The organism is Umezawaea sp. Da 62-37 (assembly GCF_032460545.1).
Classification (GTDB): domain Bacteria; phylum Actinomycetota; class Actinomycetes; order Mycobacteriales; family Pseudonocardiaceae; genus Umezawaea.
In genome coordinates, this window is the sequence record NZ_CP135965.1 from 1250136 (window position 1) to 1272387 (window position 22252).

The window sequence follows — 22252 nt, forward strand, 5'->3', positions numbered from 1 at the left end:
GACACCGCCGTTCGCACGGCGGCCGTTCCGATGGGAAGTGGCCGGATGACCGCCGGGGTTGGCGACGGCCGTCCGGAGTTCGCCGACTACCTGTGCGCCCGCTTCGCGGTCGAACACCAGGGGCCGCGGACCATCGTCGCCGCGGGGCGGGGTTCGGTCGGCGTGGTGTGGCGGCTGGAGACCGGTGCGGCGCGCTACGCGGTGAAGGAGTTCCTGTGGGGGCTCGAGGAGTCCGACGTGCGCCGCGAGGTCGCGTTCCGGGACCTCACCGACGGCGCCGGGGTCCTGTCACCCGCGAACATCCCGGCCCTGGACGGCGGCTACCTGGTCCGACTGCCACCGGAGTGGGGCGGCAAGCTCGTACGGGTCTACGAGTGGCTCGACGGCACCCCTGTCCGCGCGGGCCAGGTCCCCGAACTGGTCGGTGACGTGCTGGGGCGGATGCACGCCTTGGGCGCCGTTCCCGTCAACGACGCCGACCCCTGGTACTCGGTCGGCCCTGACGAGGCCACCTGGGCGGCGTTGGCGGCCGCGGGCACGCGGGCCGGAGCCGACTGGGCGGCGGAACTCGTCGCAGCCCTGCCACGGCTCCTCGACCTGGGCGCGCTCACGGCGGAACTCCCGACGGACGTCCCGCAGATCCTGCACCTGGACCTGCAACCGCCGAACCTCCTGCTGGTGCGGGGGAGGCTCGCCGTCCTCGACTGGGACGACACCAACACCGGCAGTCCCGAGCGCGAACTGGGTTTCGTGCTCGCGCACTGGCACGTCGTGGACGGGACCGTCGACACCACGGGGGCGCAGCGCATGGTGGAGGCGTACCGCGCCGCCGGCGGCAAGGCGGAATTGCACGGCCTGTCGTCCTTCGGGATGCGGATTGCCACTCAGCTGAATTACGTGCTCGTCCAGGCCGAACTGGCCCTGGACATCGACGCGGACGCCGCGACGAGGAGCACCGCCCGGCAGCGGATCCGCGACGCCCTGGCCCGGCTACCCCGCCGGGCCGAGCTCCACGCATTGCTCGACCTGGTCGCGCGCCGCTGACGCCCCACCCATCCGATCGACCGGCTGGAGGAAGTCATGGAAAAGTTGTCCCTGGTGAGGTTGACCCCGACGTTGGAGTGCTACACCGCCGCGAATCCCGACGCCGCCGACGACGCGCGGTTCCTCCACGGCGAGATCTTCGAGGAGCGGGACTACCTGCGCCACGGCATCGTGCTGCCGCGTGACGCCTTCGTGGTGGACGCGGGTGCGAACATCGGCCTCTTCTGCCTGTTCGTCAAGCACAACGCCCCCGACGCCACCGTGCTGGCCGTGGAACCGATGGCCGACACCGGCGAGGTGCTGCGCCGCAACCTCGAACTGCACGGCCTGACCGACTGCCACGTCTACCGCTGTGGCCTGGGCGCGCGGGCGGAGACCGCCACGTTCCACCACTTCCCCGGCCTCCCGGCCAACTCCACCCGCTACCCCGACGAGAAGGACTCCCTGCGGGAGCTGATGCGCAACGACCGGGGTGCGGAGGTCACCGAGCACACCATGCGCTCGCACACCGAGGACGTGCCCGTGCGCCCGTTGTCCGACCTGCTCCGGGAGTGGCCGCACGTCGAGCGGATCGACCTGGTCAAGATCGACGTCGAGGGCGCCGAACTCGAGGTGCTCAAGGGGATCACCGAGACCGACTGGAAGCGCATCGGACAGCTCGTCGTGGAGGTGCAGCAGGTCGACAACCGGCTGGAGGACGTCGTCGACCTCCTCCGGACCAACGGCTATACCACCACCGTGGAACGCCCCGCGATGATCGCCCCCTCGCTGGACCTGCACATGGTCTACGCCTGTCGCTAGTAGCGTGTCGCTGCTCAGAGAGTGCCTCACGTGGTTTGCACGTGGTCGTTGGCATGATCTTCGGTCGTGGACGACGTGTCGCAGCGCTTGGTGCCCGATGAGCTGTGGACCTTGGTCGAGCCGTTGATCCCTGGGTTCGCCGCCCGTCCTCAGGGTGGCGGGACCGCCCCTGTGGATGATCGGGCGGTATTCACCGCGATCGTGTTCGTGTTGACCAGCGGTTGTCCTTGGCGGTTGTTGCCGCCGTCGTTCGGGGTGACGGTGCCGACCGCGCACCGCTGGTTCACCGAGCGGACCAAGGCCGGGGTGTGGCGGCGGATCCACGTTCTGACCGACCGTCAGGGCATCCCGCTGTCGGTGGCGGTCTCCGGCGCCAACACCCACGACTCCCAGGCACTCGCACCGTTGGTGATGGTGATCCCCGCGATCCGGTCCCGACGTGGTCGCCGCCGCCGCAGGCCCGACAAACTGCACGCGGACAAGGCCTACGACAGCAGCGAACTGCGTGGATGGGTACGCGACCGCGGCATCGGCGTCCACATCGCCCGCAAGGGCATCGAGCCCAGCGACAGCCTGGGCCGACACCGTTGGGTCATCGAACGCACCATCGCCTGGACGTTCGACTATCGCCGCCTGGCCACCCGATACGAACGACACGGCAACAACTTCTGCGCGTTTCTCGCTCTGGCCGCAGCGCTGACCTGCTTCAAGAAACTACCCATGTGAGACACCCTCTTGAACTCAAGTTCAGCGGTTCGACGCCTTCTTGATGAACCTGCCCAGATCCTCGGACTGCCGGATCCGCGACGGTTCGTGGATGTACATCATGTGTCCGGCAGGGTAGTACGCCGTGTCGATGTGCTCGCGGAGGTCGTCCGGAATCTGCATTTGCGCCAGCACGTGCTCCGCCGCGAAGTAGGCGGTGTCACCGTCGTAGTACCCGAACGCCACGTGCAGCCGCAGGTCCGGGTTGCCGCGCATCGCGGAGCTCAGCGACTTCACCACCGAGACCGACCGGCCTTCGAAGTCGGCGTAGGACCACTCGGCGAACGTCTCCGCGTGGATGATCTCGTACGGGAGGTCGTTCCGATAGCCCAATTCGGCCCGCACGTAGTGGTTGAACCCCGCCGAATACGCGCCGACCACCCGCGAGACCGATGGATCGTCGCCCATGTGCTCGCGGCCGCCGTCCAACTCCCACGTCGTGAACCGGCCGTCCATGCGGCCGACGATCATGCCGCGGTGGCGCAGCAGTTCGGTGAAGAACCGGATGTGCTCGATCCGCATGTTGACCCGGTCCACGTAGGACTCGCTGAGCCCGGTCAGGGACGCCAGCGTGGCAACCACCGCGGCCCGGTCCTCAGCGGACAACCGCGACCCGCGTGACAGGGCCCACGGCAGGTCCTTGGACGCGAACGCCTCCGCGTCGGCCAGGACGTCTTCGAGCGGGCGGTCGTTGTGCAGGCCGTGGTAATGCGCGATCGCCGCGTACGTCGGTACGTACAGCGAGTACGGCAGGGCGTTGCCCTCGGTGAACTGCAGGGTGCCCAGGTCGAGGACGGAGGAGATGAGCATCAGGCCGTTGAAGTACATGCCGTGCCGGTCCTGCAGGTGCGCGGCCAACCCGGCGGCGCGCAGCGTGCCGTACGACTCGCTGGCCAGGAACTTCGGCGACAGCCACCGCTCGTGGCGCGAAACCCAGATCCGGATGACCTCGCCGACGGACTCGATGTCGCTCTTGAACCCGTGGAAGTCCTGCGTCCCCACGCCGTTGACCGGCCGCGAGTAACCGGTCGACACCGGGTCGATGAACACCAGGTCGCTGTGGGCCAGCAGAGTGTCGGGGTTGTCGGCCAGCCCGTACGGCGGCGGCACCAAGTCGTCGACGTCACCGGACAGCACCCGACGCGGCCCGAGGAGACCCATGTGCAGCCAGATGCTCGACGAGCCGGGCCCGCCGTTGAAGGCGAAGGTCACCGGGCGGGTGCCGGGATCGGCATCGTCGACGGTGTAGGAGGTGATGAAGACTTCGGCCTGAGGTTGGAAACTGCCATCCTCGATGACCTCCTTGCGGAGGATGAGTCGCCCGGCTTTTGCCGTGTACGCCAGTTTTCCTCCCTTGACGGTGAGGACGTGCCGGGTGGTGACGATATCGTCCATCAGCTCTGCCGAAGGCTGGGTTGTCCCCGGAGCGGTCTTCTCGGGTAACTCTTCGGGGGAAGTGTCCGTCATAAGGCACAACCTAGCCTGGATTTTTTCACGTGACCTGAGGAAAAATCGATCCATAAGGAAGAAGAATTGCTGACCCGTCAAAGCAAATTGGTTTTGCGATGACCAGCCCCCATAATAGGAGGTCTTCGGTGGGCCGTGTCCTACATGGCGACTCATCGTTGCCTTGATCATGGTTGCGGCGGTCCGCCACCGGTTCGCGGGCTCCGCAATTGGTTCGGTGGAAATTCACAACGACTGCTCCCATAGCTTTTCCCGATAGCTTGGAATTCTCGCGTAATCCACGCTCCTTCAGTGGTGACTACAGAAGACGAGATGATCGCGTGTAGGTGCAACTATGCCTTGCCACGCAAGTTCGAAGCGATTAGCGTCGCCGTTCATGACTCCTACATTGCGGACTGGTCGCCTGCTGCTGACTCCCTACACCCCCGCGGACGAAGACCACTTCATCACCTTGCTCGCGGACGAGGAGGTCTGCCGGTGGATGGGGCAGGCGGCGGAGACGGAGGACGTCCTCCGCGATCTTTTCAGACAAATCTTCACAGAGGTGTACGCGAAGAACTTATTCGACGTGTGGGCGGTGTGGTCCGAGGGTCATTACGTCGGGCATTCCGAAATCAAGCGGACCGGCAACGTCGACGGACACGAGGTCGTGTGCGCCCTGATGAGCGAGTTCCGCGGGCGCGGCCTCGGTACGGAACTGCTCAACGCCGTCCTCACCTACGGTTTCGAGGAGTTGAACCTCACCGAGGTGCACGGCATGGTCGGCTCCGCCAACAACGCCTCGCTGGCCATGGCCCGCAAGGTGGGGTTCGAACTGGTCCGCGAGGTAGGCGACGGTGCCACGATCCAGAAGGTGGTCACCCTCAAGGCGGAGAACCTGCGCGCGGTCCAACCGCTGTGAGCACCCGATGAGGACCTGCCGCGGCAGGTCCTCATCGGCCAAGTCGTCCACACCTCTACTCGGGTTCAGCCAGCCGGTCTCCAAGTTCGCGGGCAAGCGCGAGGGCATCGCGGGCTCCCAAGTGCTCACCGATGGCGTGCTCGGCTCGGCCCAGCCGGTTCAGCACCTCGGTCCGCCGAGTGGTCTGGAACAGCTCGGCGGTGATTTCCAGCGCGGCGCCGTAGCGCGGGATGGCGGCGGCGCGCTCGCCGCAGGCGGCCAGCGCCGAGCCGAGTCCCTTGAACGCGAACGTCTCCCCAGTCTGCTGCCGAGCACGCGGTAGGCCGCAGATGCCTTGTGCAGCAAGGGCCTGGCCTGCTTGGCTTCGCCGCGCAGGTTGAGCGCGATGCCGATGTTCGTCAGGGCTTGCGCTTCGCCGAGTGCGTCACCGGTCTTGCGGAACGCATCGAGCGCTTCGCGGTGGTTGACGAGGGCTCGGTGCACGTCGCCGCGCCGCCGGGGGATCACGCCGCAGTCGAACAGCATGAGGTTGTCCCCTTGGACCGGGCATCCTGATCCCGAAGAAGCTTTGAGGATGGATGTTGGGGGCCTCGACTTGAGGCTGCATAGTTGAGGCGCTCACTGAGACGTGGCCGCTCCCCCAGTCAGGCGGTGAGCGTGTCCCGGACCCGCAGATATCCCAATGACGGAAACAGCGCCAAGGCCAGCACGAAGTACATGCCGACCCAGGAGGGCAAGCGTCGCACCCAACGCCGAACGGTCCGGGTTCCTCGACGACGGCGTCGACGAGTTCGACGGACAGGTGACGGGTCAGATCACCCAAGTGACCAAAGTGCGAAGACACCCCTGTCATCGCCGCCAGCCCGGCTGGGTACGGGAACGGGACACTGATCGAGCGACAGGACCTCCCACCAGCAGGATGATCTTGGAGATCCCTGGTTCTACCCGAGGTTCCGTTGCTCCACCACATCGAGGTGTCGACCTACTCCTTGACAGCTCCACCCACTGCCTTGGCTACATGGCCTTGGGGCCCTTCATCTCCACCCGACCCTCGACGGTGTCCGTGATCCACAAATGCGGTCGACACTGGTCGACATCGATCATGCGCTTGATCGGCAAGTGCAGACCAGCAGGGCTCTTCGAGCCCACTGGAGCGATCGGTCGACAGCGCTCGGGTCCGTCTCCCGCCACCACCGAATGGCACAGTTCGTTGGGCCACACGGCGGGTAGAGGCAACTTCCAAGAAGTGTTGCGACCATTGGTGCGCAAGTTTCGAGAATGCTTGTGGCGCGGTGTCCGGCACCGCTAGAACTGATCGACCACCGGTCGATCGGAGGGAACCACATGCGGCGCTTGGCGAAACTGCTGTTGCCCGCGTTGGTAGCGGCGGCCCTCGCCACACCGGTCACGGCGACGGCCCAAGCCCGACAAGCGCCGAACCCGCCGCCGCAGCCGGGGTGGACGATCACCGGCACCGGGCTGGCGTGGACGGCGACCGCGCCGATCCCGCCGGGTGGCACGGCGGTCGAGTTCTGGGACGGCCATCGGCTGCTGGGGATGCCGCGACCGTCCGCGGACCTGCGCACCTTCACCCTGGACGCGGCAGAGGTCGAGGACGTCGACGCGCTCCAGGTACGGCTGTCGGGCACACGGTTGGACGTCGAGGAGCCCGCTCCCCCGTCGACCGAGACGGTCGCGGCACCGCCCACGCCACTGCCCGCGGGGGACACCGATCCCGGCAAGCCCGGCTCGTTCGCCACCTCGACCGGGGAGTACGAACTCGACCCGATCACCGTGCCCGGCTACGCGGTGCCGTTGGAAATGCGGGCCGTGGTCGTCGCGCCGATCGGCGCGACCGGCCGGCGCCCGATGGCGTTGTTCCTGCACGGCAGGCACATCACCTGCTACAACGGCACCCAGATGCTGCTGGCGTGGCCCTGCCCGGCGCCTGCCGAGCCGGTGCCGAGCTACCGCGGCTACCTGCAGGCGCAGCGGCTTCTGGCCTCGCAGGGCTATGTGACGGTGTCCGTGTCCGCCAACTCGATCAACGCCCAAGAGGACTTGGACCTGGAACAGGGTGCCGGCGCGCGATCGGCGCTGGTGCGCGCGCACTTGACGCGGTGGGCGGACTGGGCGGGTGCCGGTCGGGGTTCCGCACCTGAGGTGGTCCGCGCCGCGCCGGTCGCCGATCTGAGCGAGGTGTTCCTGGTCGGGCACTCCCGCGGCGGCGAGGGCGTCAACCGGACCGCGGTCGACAGCCTCTCCCCTCCGCCGGGCGACGGCGCGGTTCGCTGGAGGATCAAGGGCCAACTGCTGATCGGCCCGACGGTCTTCGCGCACAACCCGGCGCCGGACGTGCCGTCGGTGACGATCCTGCCCGGCTGCGACGGCGACGTGTCCGACCTCCAAGGCCAGCTGTACGTGGACGCCACCCGTGGTGTGAGCCGGGGGGCCGCGCTGCACAGCGCGCTGTACTTCGTCGGCGCCAACCACAACTTCTTCAACACCGAGTGGACACCCGGCCAAGCGGAGGCCCCGGCGTCCGACGACTTCCGCTCCCCGCCCGAGGACCCGGTGTGCTCGCCGGGGACGGCCACCCGGCTCACCGCCGAGCAGCAGCAGACCGCGGGCGCGACCTACATCGCCGCGGCGGCGCGCCTGTTCGTGTCCGGAGACCGGCGGGTGCTGCCGCTGCTGGACGGTTCGGGCGTGCGCGCGCCCTCGGCCGACCCGGCGCGCGTGCTCGCCCACGCAGTCGGCGGCGCGCGCTCCCCGTTCGTCGTGCCCGACGAGATGACCTCGGCGAGCGGCTCGGCGAGGGTGTGCGCGCAGGTCTCGGCGGACCCGGCCACGGCGTGCGTCGACCCGACCGCCACCCGCCCGTCGCCGCACTTCGTGCGGTTCAACCGCATCGTGCCCGAGTCCGGCCGGTTCGCCGTGGCGCTGGGGTGGACCGCCGACGGGCAGGCCGCGACCACGCGCCCCGGCACGCCGGTGTCGCTGGCGGGGGCGCGGCAACTGGCGCTGAGGCTGGCCGTGCCCCCGAACAGCACGACCACCCGCTTCGACGTGGCCGTCACCGACGCGGCCGGGAGCCGCGCGGCGCTGGGGTCGGTGGCGCTGGACGGGCTGCCCGCCACCGACCGGATCTCCGCCCGCTGGGCGCAGGAGGTGCGCGTCCCGCTGCCGGCGCACGGGATCGACCTGCGCCGCGTCGCCGAACTGGAACTGGTCCCGCACGGCGGTTCCGGGCAAGCGTGGCTCATCGACGCCCACGGGTACGCCCCCGGCCTGCCCGACCCGCGACCGGTCGCGCTGCCGCGCGTCGACGTGGGCGCGATGGCCGTCGTGGAAGGCGACTCGGGAGCGCAAACCATCCGGTTCCCGGTCTCGGTCACCGGGAACGGCGCGGGCACGGTGCGGGTGTTCGTCCAGAACGAGGGCGACACCGCGTACACCGAGCGGCTGGTGGCGGTCGAACCGGGGCAGCACGAGCTCGAGGTCCCGGTGCAGGTCACCGGCAACACCCGCTGGAACCTGGACGCGAGGCGCACGGTGCTGGTCAAACCCGTACGGGGCGCGGTCGTCGGCCGGTACGCGGACAGGCTGACCGTGTCGAACGACGACCCGGAGCCGACCTTCACCGCCACCCCGGTCACCGACGCGGTCACCGAGGGCGGCGCCCTGGTCTGGCGGATGACGCTGTCCGCGCCCGCCGACCGGCTACTCACGGTCCTGGGCAGGCCAACCGCCCCCGAGGGGGTCGAACTGTCCACAACGGACGTCGACGAGTTGTGGTTCCGCCACAACGTCTCCCAGGAGGACCCGCTGCCCTCGCGGCCGTTGTCGACGACACGTGTGCAACCGCTGGCCGCCATCCCGCGCGGGGAACTGACCGGACTGCTGACCGTGCCGACGGTGACCGACACGGAGGTCGAACCGGTCGAGCGGATCCAGCTGAACCTCGTATCACTCTCCTCCACCGCGTCGGTCTCCGGCTCGGTCACCGACGGCACGCCGGCCTGGCGGTGACCGAGCGGGCGCTGTCATCGACCTCGGCGACTCAACCCGCCTGCGGCTGCAGAGGCCGCTTCCAGGGCAGCCGGCACTTCTCCGGCTCCCTGGGACCGGCTCCGCCCTGTTGCCAACGCTGGGAGATCGAGGCCGCGCTCGATGAGCTCACGACCCATCAGCGCGGCCCCGGACAAGTGCTGCGGTCACGCTCGGCCGATGGCGTGGAACAGGAAGTGTGGGCGCATCTGCCGGTGCACTACGCGATCCGGTCGTTGATGCACACCGCCGCGGGTGGAGCGAGTCCGGATCCCGACCGATCGTCTTTCATCCGGTCCCTGCGCCTGGCCCGCCGATAGACCACCGCCCAGGCCGGATTTTCCCCTGACCGGTTGATCGACGCGCTGGCCGGAGGGATCCGGGAGATCCTGGCCCGCCTGCTGCCGATACGGTGGCGACGCAGCAATCCTCGTGTGGTCAAAAGGAAGATGTCGAACTTCCCACTCAAACGTCGCCGGGTCACCACCGACCAGCCGGGCGGAAGCCTGCATCCGGAGGCGCCGCAGCGTCACACCGTTCCGGTAGGCGACGTTGATGAGCTGGAACCAGGCTTCACCCGAGATCGCCTCGTGCAACTGCGCGTCGCGCAATCCCGGCGCGGAGGCCATGACCCGCGCCACGTCGGGAACGGCCGGGTGTTCATCACTCGGTCGGGTGGTATCCGCCGCCGAAGGAGCGGTCCGACCGCAGACACCGGAAACTCGTCGTCATGTTTCCGGATGCCCTTCCCGTGTCGACCCCGGTGCCGGCACGGCGGTGGATCGTGCTCGCGATCGCCGGCTTCGCCGTCGCCGCGCTGGTCTACGTACTGGCCGTGTGGACGACCACGGGCCAGTCGCTGGAGAACGCGGCGCTGCGGGGCGCCGACCAGGTGGACCGGAGCGAGTCCGACAACGCCTGGCAGGCACTGGGGCAGATCACCGTCTACTCGTTGGCCGCGGCCTCGATGCTGGTGGCACTGGTCGGCGTCCTGCGCAGGCGGTGGGACTTGGCGGTCGCCGCGGTCGGTGTCATCGTCGGCGGGCAACTCGTCGTGCAGGTGCTCAAGCGGTTCGTGCTCGTCCGGCCGCACCTCGTGGAGGTCACCGGGGACTACGCGGGCAACAGCCTGCCCAGCGGGCACACCACGATCGCGATGACGGTGCTGTTCGCCGCGCTGATCGTCACGCCGTACCGGTGGCGCGGCGTGGTGCTCTTCTTCCTGCTGCCGTGGGCCGTCGGCATCGGGCAGTACACGCTCACGGCCAAGTGGCACCGGCTCAGCGACACGCTCGCGGCGGACGCGATCGCCTTGGCGATGGCCGCGCTGGCGTCGTGGTGGCTGGCCCGCCGAGGAGCGCTGCACCGGTACACCGGACAGCGGAAGGTCGGTCGTACCGTCCTCGTGGTGTTCTGGACGCTCTCCGGCGTGCTCGCCCTGGCGCTGGGCGCGATCCTCTGGGGCGCACCACTGCTTCGCGAGGGGCCCGTCGCGACCACCGGGGAGTACGACTGGGTGATCTACCTGGGGGCCACGTCGTTCGCGTCAGCCGGGTCGGTCATCACTGCGTTGGTGTTCCTCGCACACTGGCGACGGGTCGACACCGTTCCCGCGCACTCGGACCTCATCACCGGGTCGCACGCACTGGCCGCCTCGTAGAGCCAGATGTTCGAGAACCGGGAACGGCGACACGGGCCCGAGGGCCTTCCAGTGAGGACGCCCGGCTCGAATTGAACACCGCCCCCACGGACGACCCCACCGGGCCACCGACGTGGAACTCGGGGCTCACGACCGGCGGGCCGTGGACCGCCCTCACCGGTCCCCTTTCGAGTCGCACTGCCGCACCTCGTCCGGATCGCACCGGACTCAGTCCCATGTGGACGATCCTGACCACGGCTGCCGGAAGATGCGCGATCCACGCCCCGTCGAGGAGCCCGATGAAGTTCCCCTCCGACACCGAAGTGGTAATTCGACGAGGACCACGCCAGTTGCCACGCCACTCCGGACCCGCGCCACCGGCAACCCGTTGAGAGCGGCCGCATGGGCCGGTTCCACCAGCTTGACGGCCTCACCAGGACAGCGGTCGTTCAGCGCGTGGCATGACCGCGGTGGTAGCTCGGCGCGGAACGTGGCCAGGTCCGCGACCAGGGCACCGAGTCGGTCGACCCGGTCGAGGACGTCGGATGCGGTGAACACCAACGCCTCGACACGGCGGCAGCCGTCGACCTCGTCCCAGGTGATCGGGTCAACACCGTCGGCAACGCCCGATCGCGCAGCGAGTACGCGCCATAGTGGTGTTGGCGGGATCTTTCTGACTCCGGTCGATCAATACCCGGCCGACCCGCAACGCCCTGGTCATCGTCGACACCACCAGGTCCAGGGGTCTCCCGTGCCAACCGCTCGGCCAACGCCTTCGCGTACACCGACATCGGCTCGGGCTGCTCGGCCCGCACCCCGGCGTAGACCTGCATGTCCTTGGAGCCGCTGTTCGTCGCGACCGGAGCCAGGCCGTCGGCGACCAAGACCGCGCGCAGCCGTTGCGCGACGCGGGCGCACTGCACGATCGTCGCGCCGTCGCCGGGATCGAGGTCGAACACCAGCGGGTCGGGCAGGCCGCGCGCCGGACAGGGTTCGACGGTCCACTGCGGCACGTGCAGCTCCAGCACCACAAGGTTGACCCACACCAGCGCAAGCAGGCCCTCGAACAGTGGATGTACCGCACCCCGTGCCGTCGCTGCTGCGGGAGCCGGTGGAGGGCAACCAGGGCGTGAGAAGCCAATCCAGGACGCCCGCGGGACGTTCGCCGAAAAATTGGCGGCCGTCCACGCCGTCGGAAACCGATCCATCGACCCAGTCCGCGCCCTCACGTCGAGCGACCGTGATGACGGCGATCAGCGTGGCAACGTCGTTCCGGCCTGACTCTCTTGAGCATCGCGAAATCTGGGATGAATGTCGCCTATTGAAAGTTTCTTCCAGCATCGTTGCAAGCACGACGAGCACTGGAATACAGTTGTGCGGTCCGGCCACCAGGTTGGCCGCCCGGATCCCCGGTAGCGCACGGCTCCTGCCTTCGACGTCGTCGAGGTCACGGACGTCGATCGAGCCGAAGCAGACGACGGCAACGGTCTGTCTGGACAGGCGACGGGAGGTGTCCCAGGCGAAAAAGGGATCCATGACCGGCCGGAACCCCGTCGATCGCGGCAAGTCCGGCTCGAGGATCCCTGCGCTGACCGACCGACAGGACATCCCGTTGTCGGTCGCGGTGTCCGGCGCAACACCCACGACTCCCAGGCGCTCGAGCCTCTGGTGACGGCGATCCCCGCGATCCGCCTCCGACGTGGTCGCCGCCGCCGCAGACCCGAAAGGCGCACGCGGACAAGGCCTACGACAGCCGGGAGCCGCGCGAGTGGGGTACGAGACCGCGGAATCGGCGTCCGCATCCCTCAAGGACATCGAGTCCAGCGACAGACTGGGGCGACATCGCTGGATCATCGAACGCACGATCGCCTGAGTGTTCAACTACCACTGTCTGGCCACCCGGCACAAGCGACACGGCAACAACTTCTACGCGTTTCTCGCTCCGGCCGCAGCACTGGGCAGGTTCAGGCGGTGGAAGCATCCGCTTCGAGGAGTTCGATGAATACCTCGCTGGGTTTACGCCAATCGTGAATCTTACGGGGCCGGTCGTTGATCTCGGCGGCGATGGCGGCAAGGTAAGTCGGGTCATGGGTGATCTCGATGCCCTTGGGCAGGTACTCCCGCACGATCCGGTTGAGGTTCTCATTGCTGCCGCGCTCCCACGGCGAGTGCGGGTGAGCGAAGAACACCGGCAACCCGGTAGCCGTGATGCCCTTGTGCAGAGCCATTTCCGAACCACAATCCCACGTCAACGACCGCTTGATCGTCGCCGGGAGAGAACCGACAGCGGAGATGATCGCCTCACTCACCGTCAACGAGTCCCGCCCGTGAAGCGGCACCAGGATCAGGAACCGGCTGGTGCGCTCCACCAAGGTCGCCACCACGGACCTGCCGCCCTTGCCCACGACCAAGTCCCCCTCCCAATGCCCGGCCACCGCCCGGCCCTCGACCTCGGCCGGACGTTCATCGAGATAGCGGGGCTCCCGGATCCGCGGCGCCGGCGCCGGACGAGGCCCCCGCCGAGCGGTGCGTCCGGTCCGCAACGCGATCAACTCCCGCCCCAGCGTCGCCACCGGCTGCGCATAGACCCACTGGTAGATCGCCTCATGACTCACCCCGCCAGAGTCCCCGTCGCGACGTTCACGTGCCAACCGTCCCGCGATCGACCCCGGTGACCAGCCCAGACGCAACAGGTCCAGCACCACCGACCGCAGTTCCGACGACCGATCCACCGCCATCACCTTCGGCCGCGACCGCCCCCGCGTCGCGACCTGGTCGGCGTCCACCGCCCGATACCCACCACGCCCGCCATGACGAGCGACCTCACGCGACACGACCGAGGGATCACGATCGATTAGAACAGCGATCTCCTTGTACTCCAACGACTCCGCCAGACCACGAGAGATCTCCTCCCGATCGGCCAACGTCAACATCCTGCGCACGACAGGGAATCCTTCCCCACCGAACACCAAGATCACATGCTACGACCGCCTGAGCCTGCCCTGACCTGCTTCAAAAATCACCCAACATAAGACACCCTCTTAAGGTGACGTGGTGTAGACCATATCGCTCTCGCGTCCGCCCATGGATTCGACACCAGTGGAGGAAGTCCTTGAGAACCCTGCCAATGCTCGTGATCTCCGTCTGTGCGGCCCTGGTCGCGACCACTGTCATCGCCCCTGCCGCGATGGCTGCCTCACTGAACAACACCTTCGAACGGCCTACGGCCGGTTCCGCCTATCCGCGCGCCCAGTGGGCGGCAGACGGGTGGAACGCGCCGTGGGACCTCGGTCTCGACACCCGGACCCTGGTCGACTCCAGCGTCAAGCGCAGCGGGAGCAAGTCGTTGCGCGTGACCTATCCGGCCCGGCAGATCGGGCCGGAGAACTCCGGCGCCTCGGCACCGTTCGCCATCCCCAGGGCGCGGGAGTACTACGTCGCGCAGTGGGTCCGGTTCAGCCCGGACTTCAGCTGGGGCACAACCGAGTACGCGGGCAAGGTCGGAGTCGGGCTGGGTGCGGGCGCGTCCTGCTCCGGCGGTATTCCCTGCGACGGCTACAACGGCTTCACGTCACGATTCATCTGGCGTAGCGGCGGCAAGGCCGCAATCTACTTCTACAGCATGGACCACGCCGGCCAGTACGGCGATTACCGCGACCTCAGCGTGGGCGGCTCCACCATTTTCTACCCTCTCGGCCAGTGGGTGGAGATCGTGCAACGGGTGCGGGTGAACACCGTGACCGACGGCAACGCCAATCCCGACGGCGAGATCCAGGTCTGGTACAACGGCCAGTCCGCGGCGCTGATCCAGGGGCTGAAGTTCGTCCGCAACGGCGACCTGATCGACCGCGCTTACCTGTCGTCGTTCCACGGCGGGGCCGAGGCGTCCTTCGCCCCGACCAACACCTCCTACATCTGGTACGACGACCTCCGGGTCAACACCAGTCCCATCTAACTCGACCACAAGTCCCGCCCATTCGACGAACCCGTCGGGTGGGCGGGACCCGCACGCGACCACTACTTGACGCTGCCCGTGGCCAGGCTCGACCGCAAGTAGCGTTGGAGCAGCAGGAAGACGATCACCAATGGCAGCAGCGCGAACAGCGAGCCGATGACCACGAGCGGGTAGAAGTCGGGGTCGATACCCGCCGGCGAGTTCCACGAGTAGAGCCCCAGGCCCAACGGATGGAGCCCCTCGGAATTCGGCACGTAGACGGCGGAGAGCATCCATGCGAGCTAGGCATCCAAACTGGTTGAACAGCACCGGGACCACCACCGCCCACGCGGTGTGCGCGAGGCCCACTGCCGAAGCGAGCAGATAAAGCGGCAGCGCCTACCGGAAGACTTTCAGGACTCCTCACTCCAAACGTCGCCAAACGGCCTGACCAACCGTCACCGTTCACCCTCACAGCAACGCTCTCGATCGACGATGTCCTGCGCACCGAACTCCCGGTACGTCGATCAGGGTGCAAGCGTCAGTCCGACCGTTTAGCCGCGTTCACACCGGCGAACCTTTCGCAGGATGGTCACGAGCCGACTTCCCAGGTTGCACGATCGCGACAAGCGGATGGAGATCAGGTCTTGCCGCTGCAGGCATCGCACTTCGCCGCTGCAGCTTCCGGTCGACGTGCCACCGCAAAGGCATGAACCCGCAGAAGCCACTCTTCCAGGTGATTTCCACTCCAGAGGCGAATCAGAGCGGCGCACAGTGGGAAACCGGCGGATGTCGATCACCGGTCCACGGGGACACGTACCCGTGGACCGCAGCACCATCGCCACCAAGGAGGACATCGACATGCTGTCACCGAAGATCCTGGCCATTCCCCTCACGGCCGCCGCCCTGTTCTTCGCCCTACCGGCCGCGTCCGCGGACATCGTGCCCACGCAGGAAGAGGAAGCGCTGACGTGCCAAACCGTCACGTACCTCCCCGGCGGCGAACCGGTGGGGCTCCTGGCCCTAGCCGGGATCGAGGCCGAGGAGGAACCTTCGCTCGCGGGCCTCAACTGCGTGGCCGGAGGAGACGAGAAGGAGGACAACGGGATCGTCGTGTGCGGAACGTTGATGCACAACAGCATCGTTGCCTACCCCGTGCGCATCGGCGAATGCGGCGAATCGGAGTAGTTCTCCCGACGGCAGCGCGGCCAACCGGCTGCGCTGTCGCGGTATCGATTTCACTTCGATGGATCTGACTATGCTTCCGACGTGGGACAAGTGACGGTGACGCGCGCTTCGGCTGAGGACGCCCAACAACTTACGCGCCTGTGTCAGGCATCCAGCAGCTATCAAGGGGTGTACGCCGAGGCGATCTCCACAGTTGAGCTCGCACCTGACCACGTCGTTGAGCACTTGGTCTTTCTCGCTACTGATCAGGACGCCCACCTACTCGGCTTCTACTCGTTGATTCGCGACCCGCCAGAGTTGGACATGCTGTTCGTGGCCGACGCGGCGCAAGGGCAGGGGATCGGTCGTCTGCTTGTGGATCACATGTTCGAACAGTCGCGACAAGGCGGGCTTGCAGGCGTAAGAGTGGTCTCCCACCCGCCAGCCGAGGGTTTCTATTCCGCGCAGGGTAAAGGCGGCGAGAGAATTCGCTCATTCGCCGATGGCCGTGGCAGCGCAGCGCGGTGGTGTCATGCTCACGGCCGGGACGCATCGGCGAGGTCCACAGCGGCCAACAGTCAGGTGCGGAGACGACCCCTGGATGTTGCCGCCGTGGGTGTGGTGCAACCGGTGAACACCGTGCGGCGCTTCAGGTGTGGATCTGGCGGTCTGATCTGGTCTCGGCAAAGCAGCTTGAAGTGGCACCAAGTCGGGTGGCCGCAACCCTGCAATCAGCACGCACTGCGACCATCTGCGAGAGCCCGTCTCCTGCATCGCCGTAGAAAAATGCGTGTCAAGCCTGAAGTCCGTCGCCGGAGCGGTTGAAAGTGGATACGGTCAACGGGTGCCCGACGCGATCTTCGCCCACCCTCGCCTCGTATCCGTCTACGACGCCTTCGATGGAGACCGCACGGATCTGCTGGCCTACCTGGGAATCGCCGACGAGTTGGGCGCGAATCGTGTGCTCGACATCGGTTGTGGGACAGGATGTCTGGCGGTCCTGCTTGCGGACAGCGGCCGCACTGTTGTGGGTGTCGACCCGGCCGCGGCATCGATCGAGGTCGCGAAGTCGAAGGATCCGGCCGCACGAATCACCTGGGTTCACGGTGATGTGACAGCACTGCCGGCGCTAGATGTTGATCTCGCGGTGATGACGGGGAACGTGGCACAGGTCTTCCTCTCCGACGACAGCTGGACGCAGACCCTCCGCGGCATCCGCGAGGCACTTCGCCCCGATGGCCACCTCGTGTTCGAGACCAGACGCCCCGCGCGTCGGGCGTGGACCGACTGGGCTGCGGACACGGATCCGGTCATCCTCGACGTCCCTGGAACCGGACCGGTGGAGCAACGGCGTGAGGTCACCGACGTGAGCCTTCCCTGCGTCTCCTTCCGCTTCACCTACAGGTTCCTGTCGGATGGCATGGTGGTCACCTCGGACTCGACCATCCGGTTCCGCGGTCGCGATGAGGTGGAGTCGACCCTGATCGCCCATGGCTTTCGAGTGCTGGACGTCCGAGAGGCACCCGACCGACCCGGTCGCGAGTTCGTGTTCATCGCCGAGCGCACGACCTGAAACACGAGGAAAGTTCCAAGGTTTGCTCACATCGGCATGAGCAGACGCCTACGCCGCAGGGATCAGCTCACACGCGGCGGTGACTCACCTTGTGACTGTGGATGGTCGGCGGCATGTTCGAGCACGGCTCCCCCGCAGCCGATCGCGGTGACCTCGCGCGCCGACGCGCTGCTCCAGCACACGGAACATCCGAAGTTGTCGGTGGGCCTGGCTAGCGTGGTGGGCATGACGGCACCGCGGACCTACCAGGACGACGACTACTGGCCGGAGTTCGGCACCCTCCTCATCTGCGACACGAGAACCGCTTATGAGCAGAGCGGTCCGTTCAGCAGGCACCAGACGAAGGTGCAGCCGTGCGGCACCGTCGTCCGCACCGGCAACGGCTGACTGGAGGGGTCGGCGGGAGACGGGCCGCACGTGGTGCGCCTGGAGTCACACGCCGACGCCCCACCGGAGGACACGGATGAGTGGGACGACGTCGTGGAGATTCCCTATCGGAGTCTGTCGGGCGAGGTGGGGCTTTCCTGCGTGACCGGCGGCTTCACCGGGGAGGCCTTCCCACTCGGCGGTGCCGGTTCCTACCGCGTGCGCGTGACGAGGAGGGCTCTTCCCGACGCGGACGATCTGGAAGACCTGTGGCTGCTCCGTTTTCGGCCCGCCGAGCCCGAACCGCCGCGGTGGTCGCGGCGTGGCAGACCGGCGGTGGGTCGCGCGGACTCGGGCTGGCGGGGCCTGTTCGCCTACGAGGTCACCGACCTGTTGTGGGCGGTCGCGGCGGCGGGCGAGGAGTCCGGCGGCGCGACGCTGGAGGCGGTGCGGCAGTGGGGTGTGCGACACCACCGCACGGCCGAGTGGCGCGAGCAGCCGCTGTCCCGACGCCAACCCCACCAACTGGACCCGGCCGACGTCGCCCGGCAATTCGGCGTCCCCGCGCCCTCCCGGTTGGCGGGGATGCTGGACCTGTTCGCCGCGGCCGGTCTGCTGCTCCTCGACCAGGACGGGTATCGCGAGCCCGCCGTGCCGCCGAACGTGGAGGACGTGCTCGACCTGCCCACCGAACTCGCCGAGCAGGTGGTCGTGCAGCGTGAGACCAACCGCTTCTGCTCGTTCGCGGCGGACTTGGTGTCCGTCGCGTTGTGGAACGGCACGACGCAAACGCTTACCGCGCTCGCGGAGCGCACGCTCGTGCCGGAGGTCGACGTCCGAGCCGCCTTGGAGTGGGCGCAACGCTGTGGGCTGCTGCGCGTCGAGGGGTCGGTGGACGGAAGGTTCGTGATGACGTGCTGAAGAGGGAGGGGTGTTTCCGCCTACTGCGGCGTCGGCGATACCGACGGTTGTCGACTGGGTAGGCGTTCAGCGCACTGGGAAATGGGGTCACGCCGGTCGCTTTGACGTTGTTGGTCCTGGGTGGTGATCGGCCGGCCAGCGGGTTGGGTTCTCGGTTCGCGAAGTGCCGGGTTGATCCTGTCCATGTTGGTCGGAGGGATGCTGGGCGACCGGCGCAGCCTGGTGCTGCTGACCGGGCGGTAGAAGCCGAAGGAGTCTCGGACCGTCGGACTACCTGTACCAGCGAAAACGAGACGAGGGCAAGAAGCACAACGCCGCCCTCATCTGCCTGGTACGACGCCGCTACGACATCTTGTTCGCCATGCTCCGCACCAGCACCCACTACTGGCACCCCGAGACCGTTCCCGCCTCAGCTTGACAACCAACATCGGGACCCCTCCGCGAAATCGTGAATTTGTAACCCTGCCCACTAGAGACAAACTATCCAGAGATAGACGAATTGTATAAAGTTGATGTCATGCTCGACCTCGAAGCCATCAACAGCGCCTCCAAGCGGATCGACGGTGTCGCTCGCCGGACACCCGTCCTGACGTCCTCGACCCTTGACCGGAACACGGGTACCACCGCGTTCCTCAAGGCGGAGAACTTCCAGCGCGTCGGCGCCTTCAAATTCCGCGGCGCCTACAACGCGATCTCCCGGTTGACGCGGGCGCAACTCGCAACCGGCGTGGTCACGTACTCCTCCGGCAACCACGCCCAAGCGGTCGCCCTCGCGGCGAAGCTCATGGGCACGACCGCGGTCATCCTGATGCCCGAGGACACCCCCGCCTCCAAGATGGACGCCACCCGCGGCTACGGCGCCGAGATCCTCACCTACGACCGCTACACCGGCGACCGCGTCGCATTGGGCAGCCAACTCGCGGCAGAACGGGGCCTGACCCTCGTCCCGCCCTACGACCACCCCCACGTCATGGCCGGTCAGGGAACCGTCGCGCTCGAACTGTTCGAGGAGACCGGTCCGCTGGACACCCTCGTCGTCCCGATCGGCGGCGGCGGGCTGATGGCCGGCTGCGCGACCGTGGCCAAGAACCTCCACCCGAGCATCCGCGTGATCGGCGTCGAACCCGAGCAGGCCAACGACACCCAACTGTCCCTGCGGAAGAACGAACGCGTGCGGATCCCCGTCCCGCACACCATCGCCGACGGGCAAGCCACCGAAATTCCCGGCGAGCTGACCTTCGCCGTCAACCAACGCCTGGTCGACGACATCATCCTGGTCGACGACGACGAGATCCGCGACGCGATGCGGTTCGCGTTCGAGCGGCTCAAGATCGTCCTCGAACCCAGTGGCGCGACCTCGCTCGCCGCGCTGCTCAAAGGAACACTGACCGGCCGCGTCGGCGTGGTCCTGTCCGGCGGCAACATCAGCGTCGAACGCTTCCGCGACTTGCTCACCTGACATCACGAACCAAGTGCTGGTTCATGACTTCAAGGTGAGACCACTCGGCGAGGCGACGGGTGTCGCGACGCAGCTCTCGTGAGCGCGGCCGGTCGCTCAGGACGGCTCAGCCGGATGCCGGGTGACCGGTGCCGAAGTGCGCCGAGCACAAATGGCCGGCCATGCGCACCACCGCAAGCAGTGTGCCCAAGACCTTCAAAAGCCAGCTTGACCTGGAGCACCACAGCGGACGCACCTCGACCGAGGTGACGGTTCGGGTACGCCGCGACTCCGCGCCCGGTGGCGGAAATCTCGACCACCGTGCTTCGTCCACAGTGGAAAAGATCCTGGTAGGCCGCGCCCCGAGCAGCCCTATGCGTACGTTCACGGCCCGAACCCGTGGAAGATGACGAGGCAGAACTCGCAGAGCCGGTTGCGGGTGCTCGCTCGTGCGAGCACCCGCGACCGGTCCGGGGAGGGCCGGGGACACGTCAGCGGCGCGGGCGGGGCAGGATCCGACCGGTGCGAGCGGCCCGGCGCAGCAGCAGGACCGTGGGCACGGCGCAGACCAGCAGGGCGACCAGACTGGCCTCCGGGCCGAAGGTGCCACCGGTCAGTGCCGACGGACCGGACAGGGTGGCCTTCAGCAGGCCGTGGGGTGCTTCGTCGGAACCGGACACGATGATGCCGAACAGGCCCGCGTGGGTGAAGTTCCAGGCGAAGTGCAGGCCGATCGGGAACCACAGCGACCGGGTCACCACGTAGGCGGAGGCCAGCATGAGGCCGCCGGTCAGGCCGATCGACAACGCACCCCACGCGGTCGCGTTGACGTTGACCAGATGCGTTGCGCCGAACAGCAGTGAGGAGAGCACCAGGGAGATCACCGTGCCGGTCCGCTCCTCCAGGACGCGGAAGAGCACCCCGCGGAACAGCAACTCCTCCATGATGGCGACGCTGAACATCATCCCGGCGGTGCCCAGAAACCCGCCGATCGACCCCCACGACAGATCGTCCCACCCGCCGAACACCAGGATCACCGTCATCACCGCGCAGAACAGGGTGAACCCGAGCAGCGCGCCCCGCCCAAGCCCTGACCACCGGTGCTCCCCGGCGACTTCGGGAACACCGTCGCGCACCTCCACCGTCCGGGACAGCCACCGGTAGAAGGCCACCCCGGCGACGGCCAAGCCGATCCCCACCGGCAGTGCGAGCAGCGGAACCGGCGCCACGAGGGTGTCGATCCCGACGACAACCAGCATCGCGGCGAACAGCACCACCAGGAGAACGGGAACCCTGAACGCGCGCAGCCTGCGCCTGCCGTCGGAAAGCTCGACGGGTAAACCGGCGCCGTCCGGCCCGTTGGTGCGTTCCATGATCTCGAATCTCCCCCACTTCAGGTACTTCCTTGTGAGGTGAGGTTATGGAGCACGCTGTCCTGCCGAATCCCCCTGGCGAGGACACTTGCGGTAGCTCTCACGGGGGACACGCCCGCCGACACCAGGACCAACTCCCCGTTGCCGCGCGGGCGCGCTCCGACGTTCGGACATTGAGTACGGGCAACGGTTTGCTACCGGTTTCAGGTGGGATACCGGGTCCGCACGTCAGCGTCGGTATGGCGACGGCGCGACTCGGCCACGCCGCCTGACCGCCTGCATGCCATCGGCGACACCACATCAGGGACGTATCCCGACCGTCTCGCCCACCACACCGATCCGCTATGTCGAACGGGTTTCCGGTCCAACGACCTGGCGGAATGGCGGTGGTCGGCTCCACGACGTCGACCTCGGACCTGCGCTGCACAGAGACGCCGTTCGTCTCGACCAATCGCAGCGACTCCCCCAGATCAGTAGCGGTCGTCCCCGGTGCTGAAGCGGCGTACTTCGCGCCTGCTTTCGTACCGCTGCCTGCGGTTGTCCTCCTTGACCATGCCCTGCCGCTCCTTGACGCAGGTGCGCTTGGAGCAGCCCGCGCAGCACGTGCCGCCGAACAGCAGCGTGTACGGGTTCTCCCAGTGACAACGGGTGTCCGGGCGCTCCTTCGTCTGCCTCGGCGGCAGGTCGCAGTCACCGAGGCGGTGGTCGTGGACCGGCCGGGGGTCGTGCTCCGCGGACCGCACCCACAACGGTTTCGTCTTGTCCGTGCGGGACATCTCGTTCCTCTCGGAACCGCCGCCCGCACCCCGGACC

The 22252-nt window shown here is 67.5% G+C and carries 20 protein-coding genes and 5 pseudogenes; 15 read left to right on the top strand and 10 right to left on the bottom strand.

All coding sequences use genetic code 11. From position 1 onward, the window contains the following. Positions 1-45 precede the first annotated feature (45 nt). The 3 genes from RM788_RS05150 (at position 46) to RM788_RS05160 (ending at position 2571) form a co-directional block, all read left to right on the top strand. On the top strand, positions 46-1044 hold the full coding sequence (locus tag RM788_RS05150; RefSeq protein ID WP_315930348.1) for a phosphotransferase: 999 nt from the start codon (positions 46-48) through the stop codon (positions 1042-1044). Between the two features lie 36 nt (positions 1045-1080). Beyond that, complete coding sequence (locus tag RM788_RS05155) at positions 1081-1845, top strand: FkbM family methyltransferase (RefSeq protein ID WP_315930349.1); 765 nt, start codon at positions 1081-1083, stop codon at positions 1843-1845. Between the two features lie 75 nt (positions 1846-1920). Continuing rightward, a complete protein-coding gene (locus RM788_RS05160; RefSeq protein ID WP_315934981.1) occupies positions 1921-2571 on the top strand; it encodes an IS5 family transposase in 651 nt (216 codons plus the stop codon). Positions 2572-2592: 21 nt separating this feature from the next. On the opposite strand, the gene RM788_RS05165 is transcribed toward RM788_RS05160, so the two are convergent. Continuing rightward, entirely contained in the window at positions 2593-4077 is a 1485-nt protein-coding gene (locus RM788_RS05165) for a S10 family peptidase (RefSeq protein WP_315930350.1), read from the bottom strand. 376 nt (positions 4078-4453) lie between these two features. Between RM788_RS05165 and RM788_RS05170 the strand changes: the two genes are divergently transcribed. Both RM788_RS05170 and RM788_RS05175 read left to right on the top strand, forming a co-directional pair. Next, the gene (locus RM788_RS05170; protein ID WP_315930351.1) at positions 4454-4978 is read left to right on the top strand and encodes a GNAT family N-acetyltransferase; all 525 of its coding nucleotides are present in this window, start codon (positions 4454-4456) and stop codon (positions 4976-4978) included. Positions 4979-4985: 7 nt separating this feature from the next. After that, positions 4986-5300, top strand: coding sequence for a hypothetical protein (locus RM788_RS05175; RefSeq protein WP_315930352.1), 315 nt, complete (start codon positions 4986-4988; stop codon positions 5298-5300). 53 nt (positions 5301-5353) lie between these two features. On the opposite strand, the pseudogene RM788_RS52875 reads toward RM788_RS05175, so the two are convergent. Next, positions 5354-5503: pseudogene (locus tag RM788_RS52875) on the bottom strand (hypothetical protein); the annotation flags it as partial. A gap of 122 nt (positions 5504-5625) precedes the next feature. Next, a pseudogene (locus RM788_RS05185) lies at positions 5626-5807 on the bottom strand (transposase domain-containing protein); the annotation flags it as partial. Positions 5808-6322: 515 nt separating this feature from the next. On the opposite strand from RM788_RS05185, the gene RM788_RS05190 reads away from it, so the two are divergent. Further along, entirely contained in the window at positions 6323-9010 is a 2688-nt protein-coding gene (locus RM788_RS05190; RefSeq protein ID WP_315930354.1) for an alpha/beta hydrolase family protein, read from the top strand. 185 nt (positions 9011-9195) lie between these two features. Here the strand turns inward: RM788_RS05190 and RM788_RS05195 are convergent, their stop codons facing one another. Next, positions 9196-9669, bottom strand: a complete 474-nt coding sequence (locus RM788_RS05195) for a hypothetical protein (RefSeq protein ID WP_315930355.1) — start codon at positions 9667-9669, stop codon at positions 9196-9198. 110 nt (positions 9670-9779) lie between these two features. On the opposite strand from RM788_RS05195, the gene RM788_RS05200 reads away from it, so the two are divergent. Beyond that, positions 9780-10688, top strand: a complete 909-nt coding sequence (locus RM788_RS05200) for a phosphatase PAP2 family protein (RefSeq protein ID WP_315930356.1) — start codon at positions 9780-9782, stop codon at positions 10686-10688. 428 nt (positions 10689-11116) lie between these two features. Here the strand turns inward: RM788_RS05200 and RM788_RS05205 are convergent, their stop codons facing one another. Next, positions 11117-11875, bottom strand: a complete 759-nt coding sequence (locus tag RM788_RS05205) for a non-homologous end-joining DNA ligase LigD (RefSeq protein WP_399343099.1) — start codon at positions 11873-11875, stop codon at positions 11117-11119. Positions 11876-12631: 756 nt separating this feature from the next. After that, entirely contained in the window at positions 12632-13600 is a 969-nt protein-coding gene (locus RM788_RS05215) for an IS30 family transposase (protein WP_315934860.1), read from the bottom strand. A gap of 254 nt (positions 13601-13854) precedes the next feature. Between RM788_RS05215 and RM788_RS05220 the strand changes: the two genes are divergently transcribed. Then, positions 13855-14622 carry a polysaccharide lyase gene (locus tag RM788_RS05220; protein WP_315930358.1) on the top strand — a complete coding sequence of 256 codons (768 nt, stop codon included), beginning with the start codon at positions 13855-13857 and terminating at the stop codon, positions 14620-14622. A gap of 62 nt (positions 14623-14684) precedes the next feature. Here the strand turns inward: RM788_RS05220 and RM788_RS05225 are convergent, their stop codons facing one another. Next, positions 14685-14894 carry an ABC transporter permease family protein gene (locus tag RM788_RS05225; RefSeq protein ID WP_315930359.1) on the bottom strand — a complete coding sequence of 70 codons (210 nt, stop codon included), beginning with the start codon at positions 14892-14894 and terminating at the stop codon, positions 14685-14687. A gap of 529 nt (positions 14895-15423) precedes the next feature. On the opposite strand from RM788_RS05225, the gene RM788_RS05230 reads away from it, so the two are divergent. Together RM788_RS05230 and RM788_RS52880 are read left to right on the top strand one after the other, a co-directional pair. After that, positions 15424-15789, top strand: a complete 366-nt coding sequence (locus RM788_RS05230; protein WP_315930360.1) for a hypothetical protein — start codon at positions 15424-15426, stop codon at positions 15787-15789. Positions 15790-15957: 168 nt separating this feature from the next. Then, positions 15958-16227, top strand: a pseudogene (locus RM788_RS52880) (GNAT family N-acetyltransferase); the annotation flags it as partial. 46 nt (positions 16228-16273) lie between these two features. Here the strand turns inward: RM788_RS52880 and RM788_RS05235 are convergent. After that, a pseudogene (locus RM788_RS05235) lies at positions 16274-16383 on the bottom strand (IS5/IS1182 family transposase); the annotation flags it as partial. A gap of 229 nt (positions 16384-16612) precedes the next feature. On the opposite strand from RM788_RS05235, the gene RM788_RS05240 reads away from it, so the two are divergent. From RM788_RS05240 to RM788_RS05260, 5 genes and pseudogenes are all read left to right on the top strand, one after another. Next, positions 16613-17341 carry a class I SAM-dependent methyltransferase gene (locus RM788_RS05240; RefSeq protein WP_315930361.1) on the top strand — a complete coding sequence of 243 codons (729 nt, stop codon included), beginning with the start codon at positions 16613-16615 and terminating at the stop codon, positions 17339-17341. A gap of 225 nt (positions 17342-17566) precedes the next feature. After that, positions 17567-17728 (top strand): hypothetical protein, encoded by a 162-nt coding sequence (locus tag RM788_RS05245; RefSeq protein ID WP_315930362.1) that lies wholly within the window; start codon positions 17567-17569, stop codon positions 17726-17728. Positions 17729-17758: 30 nt separating this feature from the next. Then, positions 17759-18628, top strand: coding sequence for a DUF6042 family protein (locus RM788_RS05250; RefSeq protein ID WP_315930363.1), 870 nt, complete (start codon positions 17759-17761; stop codon positions 18626-18628). 277 nt (positions 18629-18905) lie between these two features. Then, a pseudogene (locus RM788_RS05255) lies at positions 18906-19046 on the top strand (IS110 family transposase); the annotation flags it as partial. Positions 19047-19145: 99 nt separating this feature from the next. Further along, entirely contained in the window at positions 19146-20087 is a 942-nt protein-coding gene (locus RM788_RS05260) for a pyridoxal-phosphate dependent enzyme (protein ID WP_315930364.1), read from the top strand. A gap of 470 nt (positions 20088-20557) precedes the next feature. On the opposite strand, the gene RM788_RS05265 is transcribed toward RM788_RS05260, so the two are convergent. Beyond that, positions 20558-21439 carry a CPBP family intramembrane glutamic endopeptidase gene (locus tag RM788_RS05265; RefSeq protein ID WP_315930365.1) on the bottom strand — a complete coding sequence of 294 codons (882 nt, stop codon included), beginning with the start codon at positions 21437-21439 and terminating at the stop codon, positions 20558-20560. Positions 21440-21909: 470 nt separating this feature from the next. Then, on the bottom strand, positions 21910-22215 hold the full coding sequence (locus RM788_RS05270) for a hypothetical protein (RefSeq protein WP_315930366.1): 306 nt from the start codon (positions 22213-22215) through the stop codon (positions 21910-21912). Positions 22216-22252 lie beyond the last annotated feature (37 nt).

What these genes read in the sequence shown, in the direction of transcription:
- RM788_RS05150 (WP_315930348.1), top strand. Translation starts at nt 46, where the DNA reads ATGACCGCCGGGGTTGGCGACGGCCGTCCGGAGTTCGCCGACTACCTG.
- RM788_RS05155 (WP_315930349.1), top strand. Translation starts at nt 1,081, where the DNA reads ATGGAAAAGTTGTCCCTGGTGAGGTTGACCCCGACGTTGGAGTGCTAC.
- RM788_RS05165 (WP_315930350.1), bottom strand. Translation starts at nt 4,077, where the DNA reads ATGACGGACACTTCCCCCGAAGAGTTACCCGAGAAGACCGCTCCGGGG.
- RM788_RS05170 (WP_315930351.1), top strand. Translation starts at nt 4,454, where the DNA reads ATGACTCCTACATTGCGGACTGGTCGCCTGCTGCTGACTCCCTACACC.
- RM788_RS05175 (WP_315930352.1), top strand. Translation starts at nt 4,986, where the DNA reads ATGAGGACCTGCCGCGGCAGGTCCTCATCGGCCAAGTCGTCCACACCT.
- RM788_RS05190 (WP_315930354.1), top strand. Translation starts at nt 6,323, where the DNA reads ATGCGGCGCTTGGCGAAACTGCTGTTGCCCGCGTTGGTAGCGGCGGCC.
- RM788_RS05205 (WP_399343099.1), bottom strand. Translation starts at nt 11,875, where the DNA reads ATGGATCGGTTTCCGACGGCGTGGACGGCCGCCAATTTTTCGGCGAAC.
- RM788_RS05215 (WP_315934860.1), bottom strand. Translation starts at nt 13,600, where the DNA reads ATGTTGACGTTGGCCGATCGGGAGGAGATCTCTCGTGGTCTGGCGGAG.
- RM788_RS05220 (WP_315930358.1), top strand. Translation starts at nt 13,855, where the DNA reads ATGGCTGCCTCACTGAACAACACCTTCGAACGGCCTACGGCCGGTTCC.
- RM788_RS05225 (WP_315930359.1), bottom strand. Translation starts at nt 14,894, where the DNA reads ATGCTCTCCGCCGTCTACGTGCCGAATTCCGAGGGGCTCCATCCGTTG.
- RM788_RS05245 (WP_315930362.1), top strand. Translation starts at nt 17,567, where the DNA reads ATGACGGCACCGCGGACCTACCAGGACGACGACTACTGGCCGGAGTTC.
- RM788_RS05260 (WP_315930364.1), top strand. Translation starts at nt 19,146, where the DNA reads ATGCTCGACCTCGAAGCCATCAACAGCGCCTCCAAGCGGATCGACGGT.
- RM788_RS05265 (WP_315930365.1), bottom strand. Translation starts at nt 21,439, where the DNA reads ATGGAACGCACCAACGGGCCGGACGGCGCCGGTTTACCCGTCGAGCTT.
- RM788_RS05270 (WP_315930366.1), bottom strand. Translation starts at nt 22,215, where the DNA reads ATGTCCCGCACGGACAAGACGAAACCGTTGTGGGTGCGGTCCGCGGAG.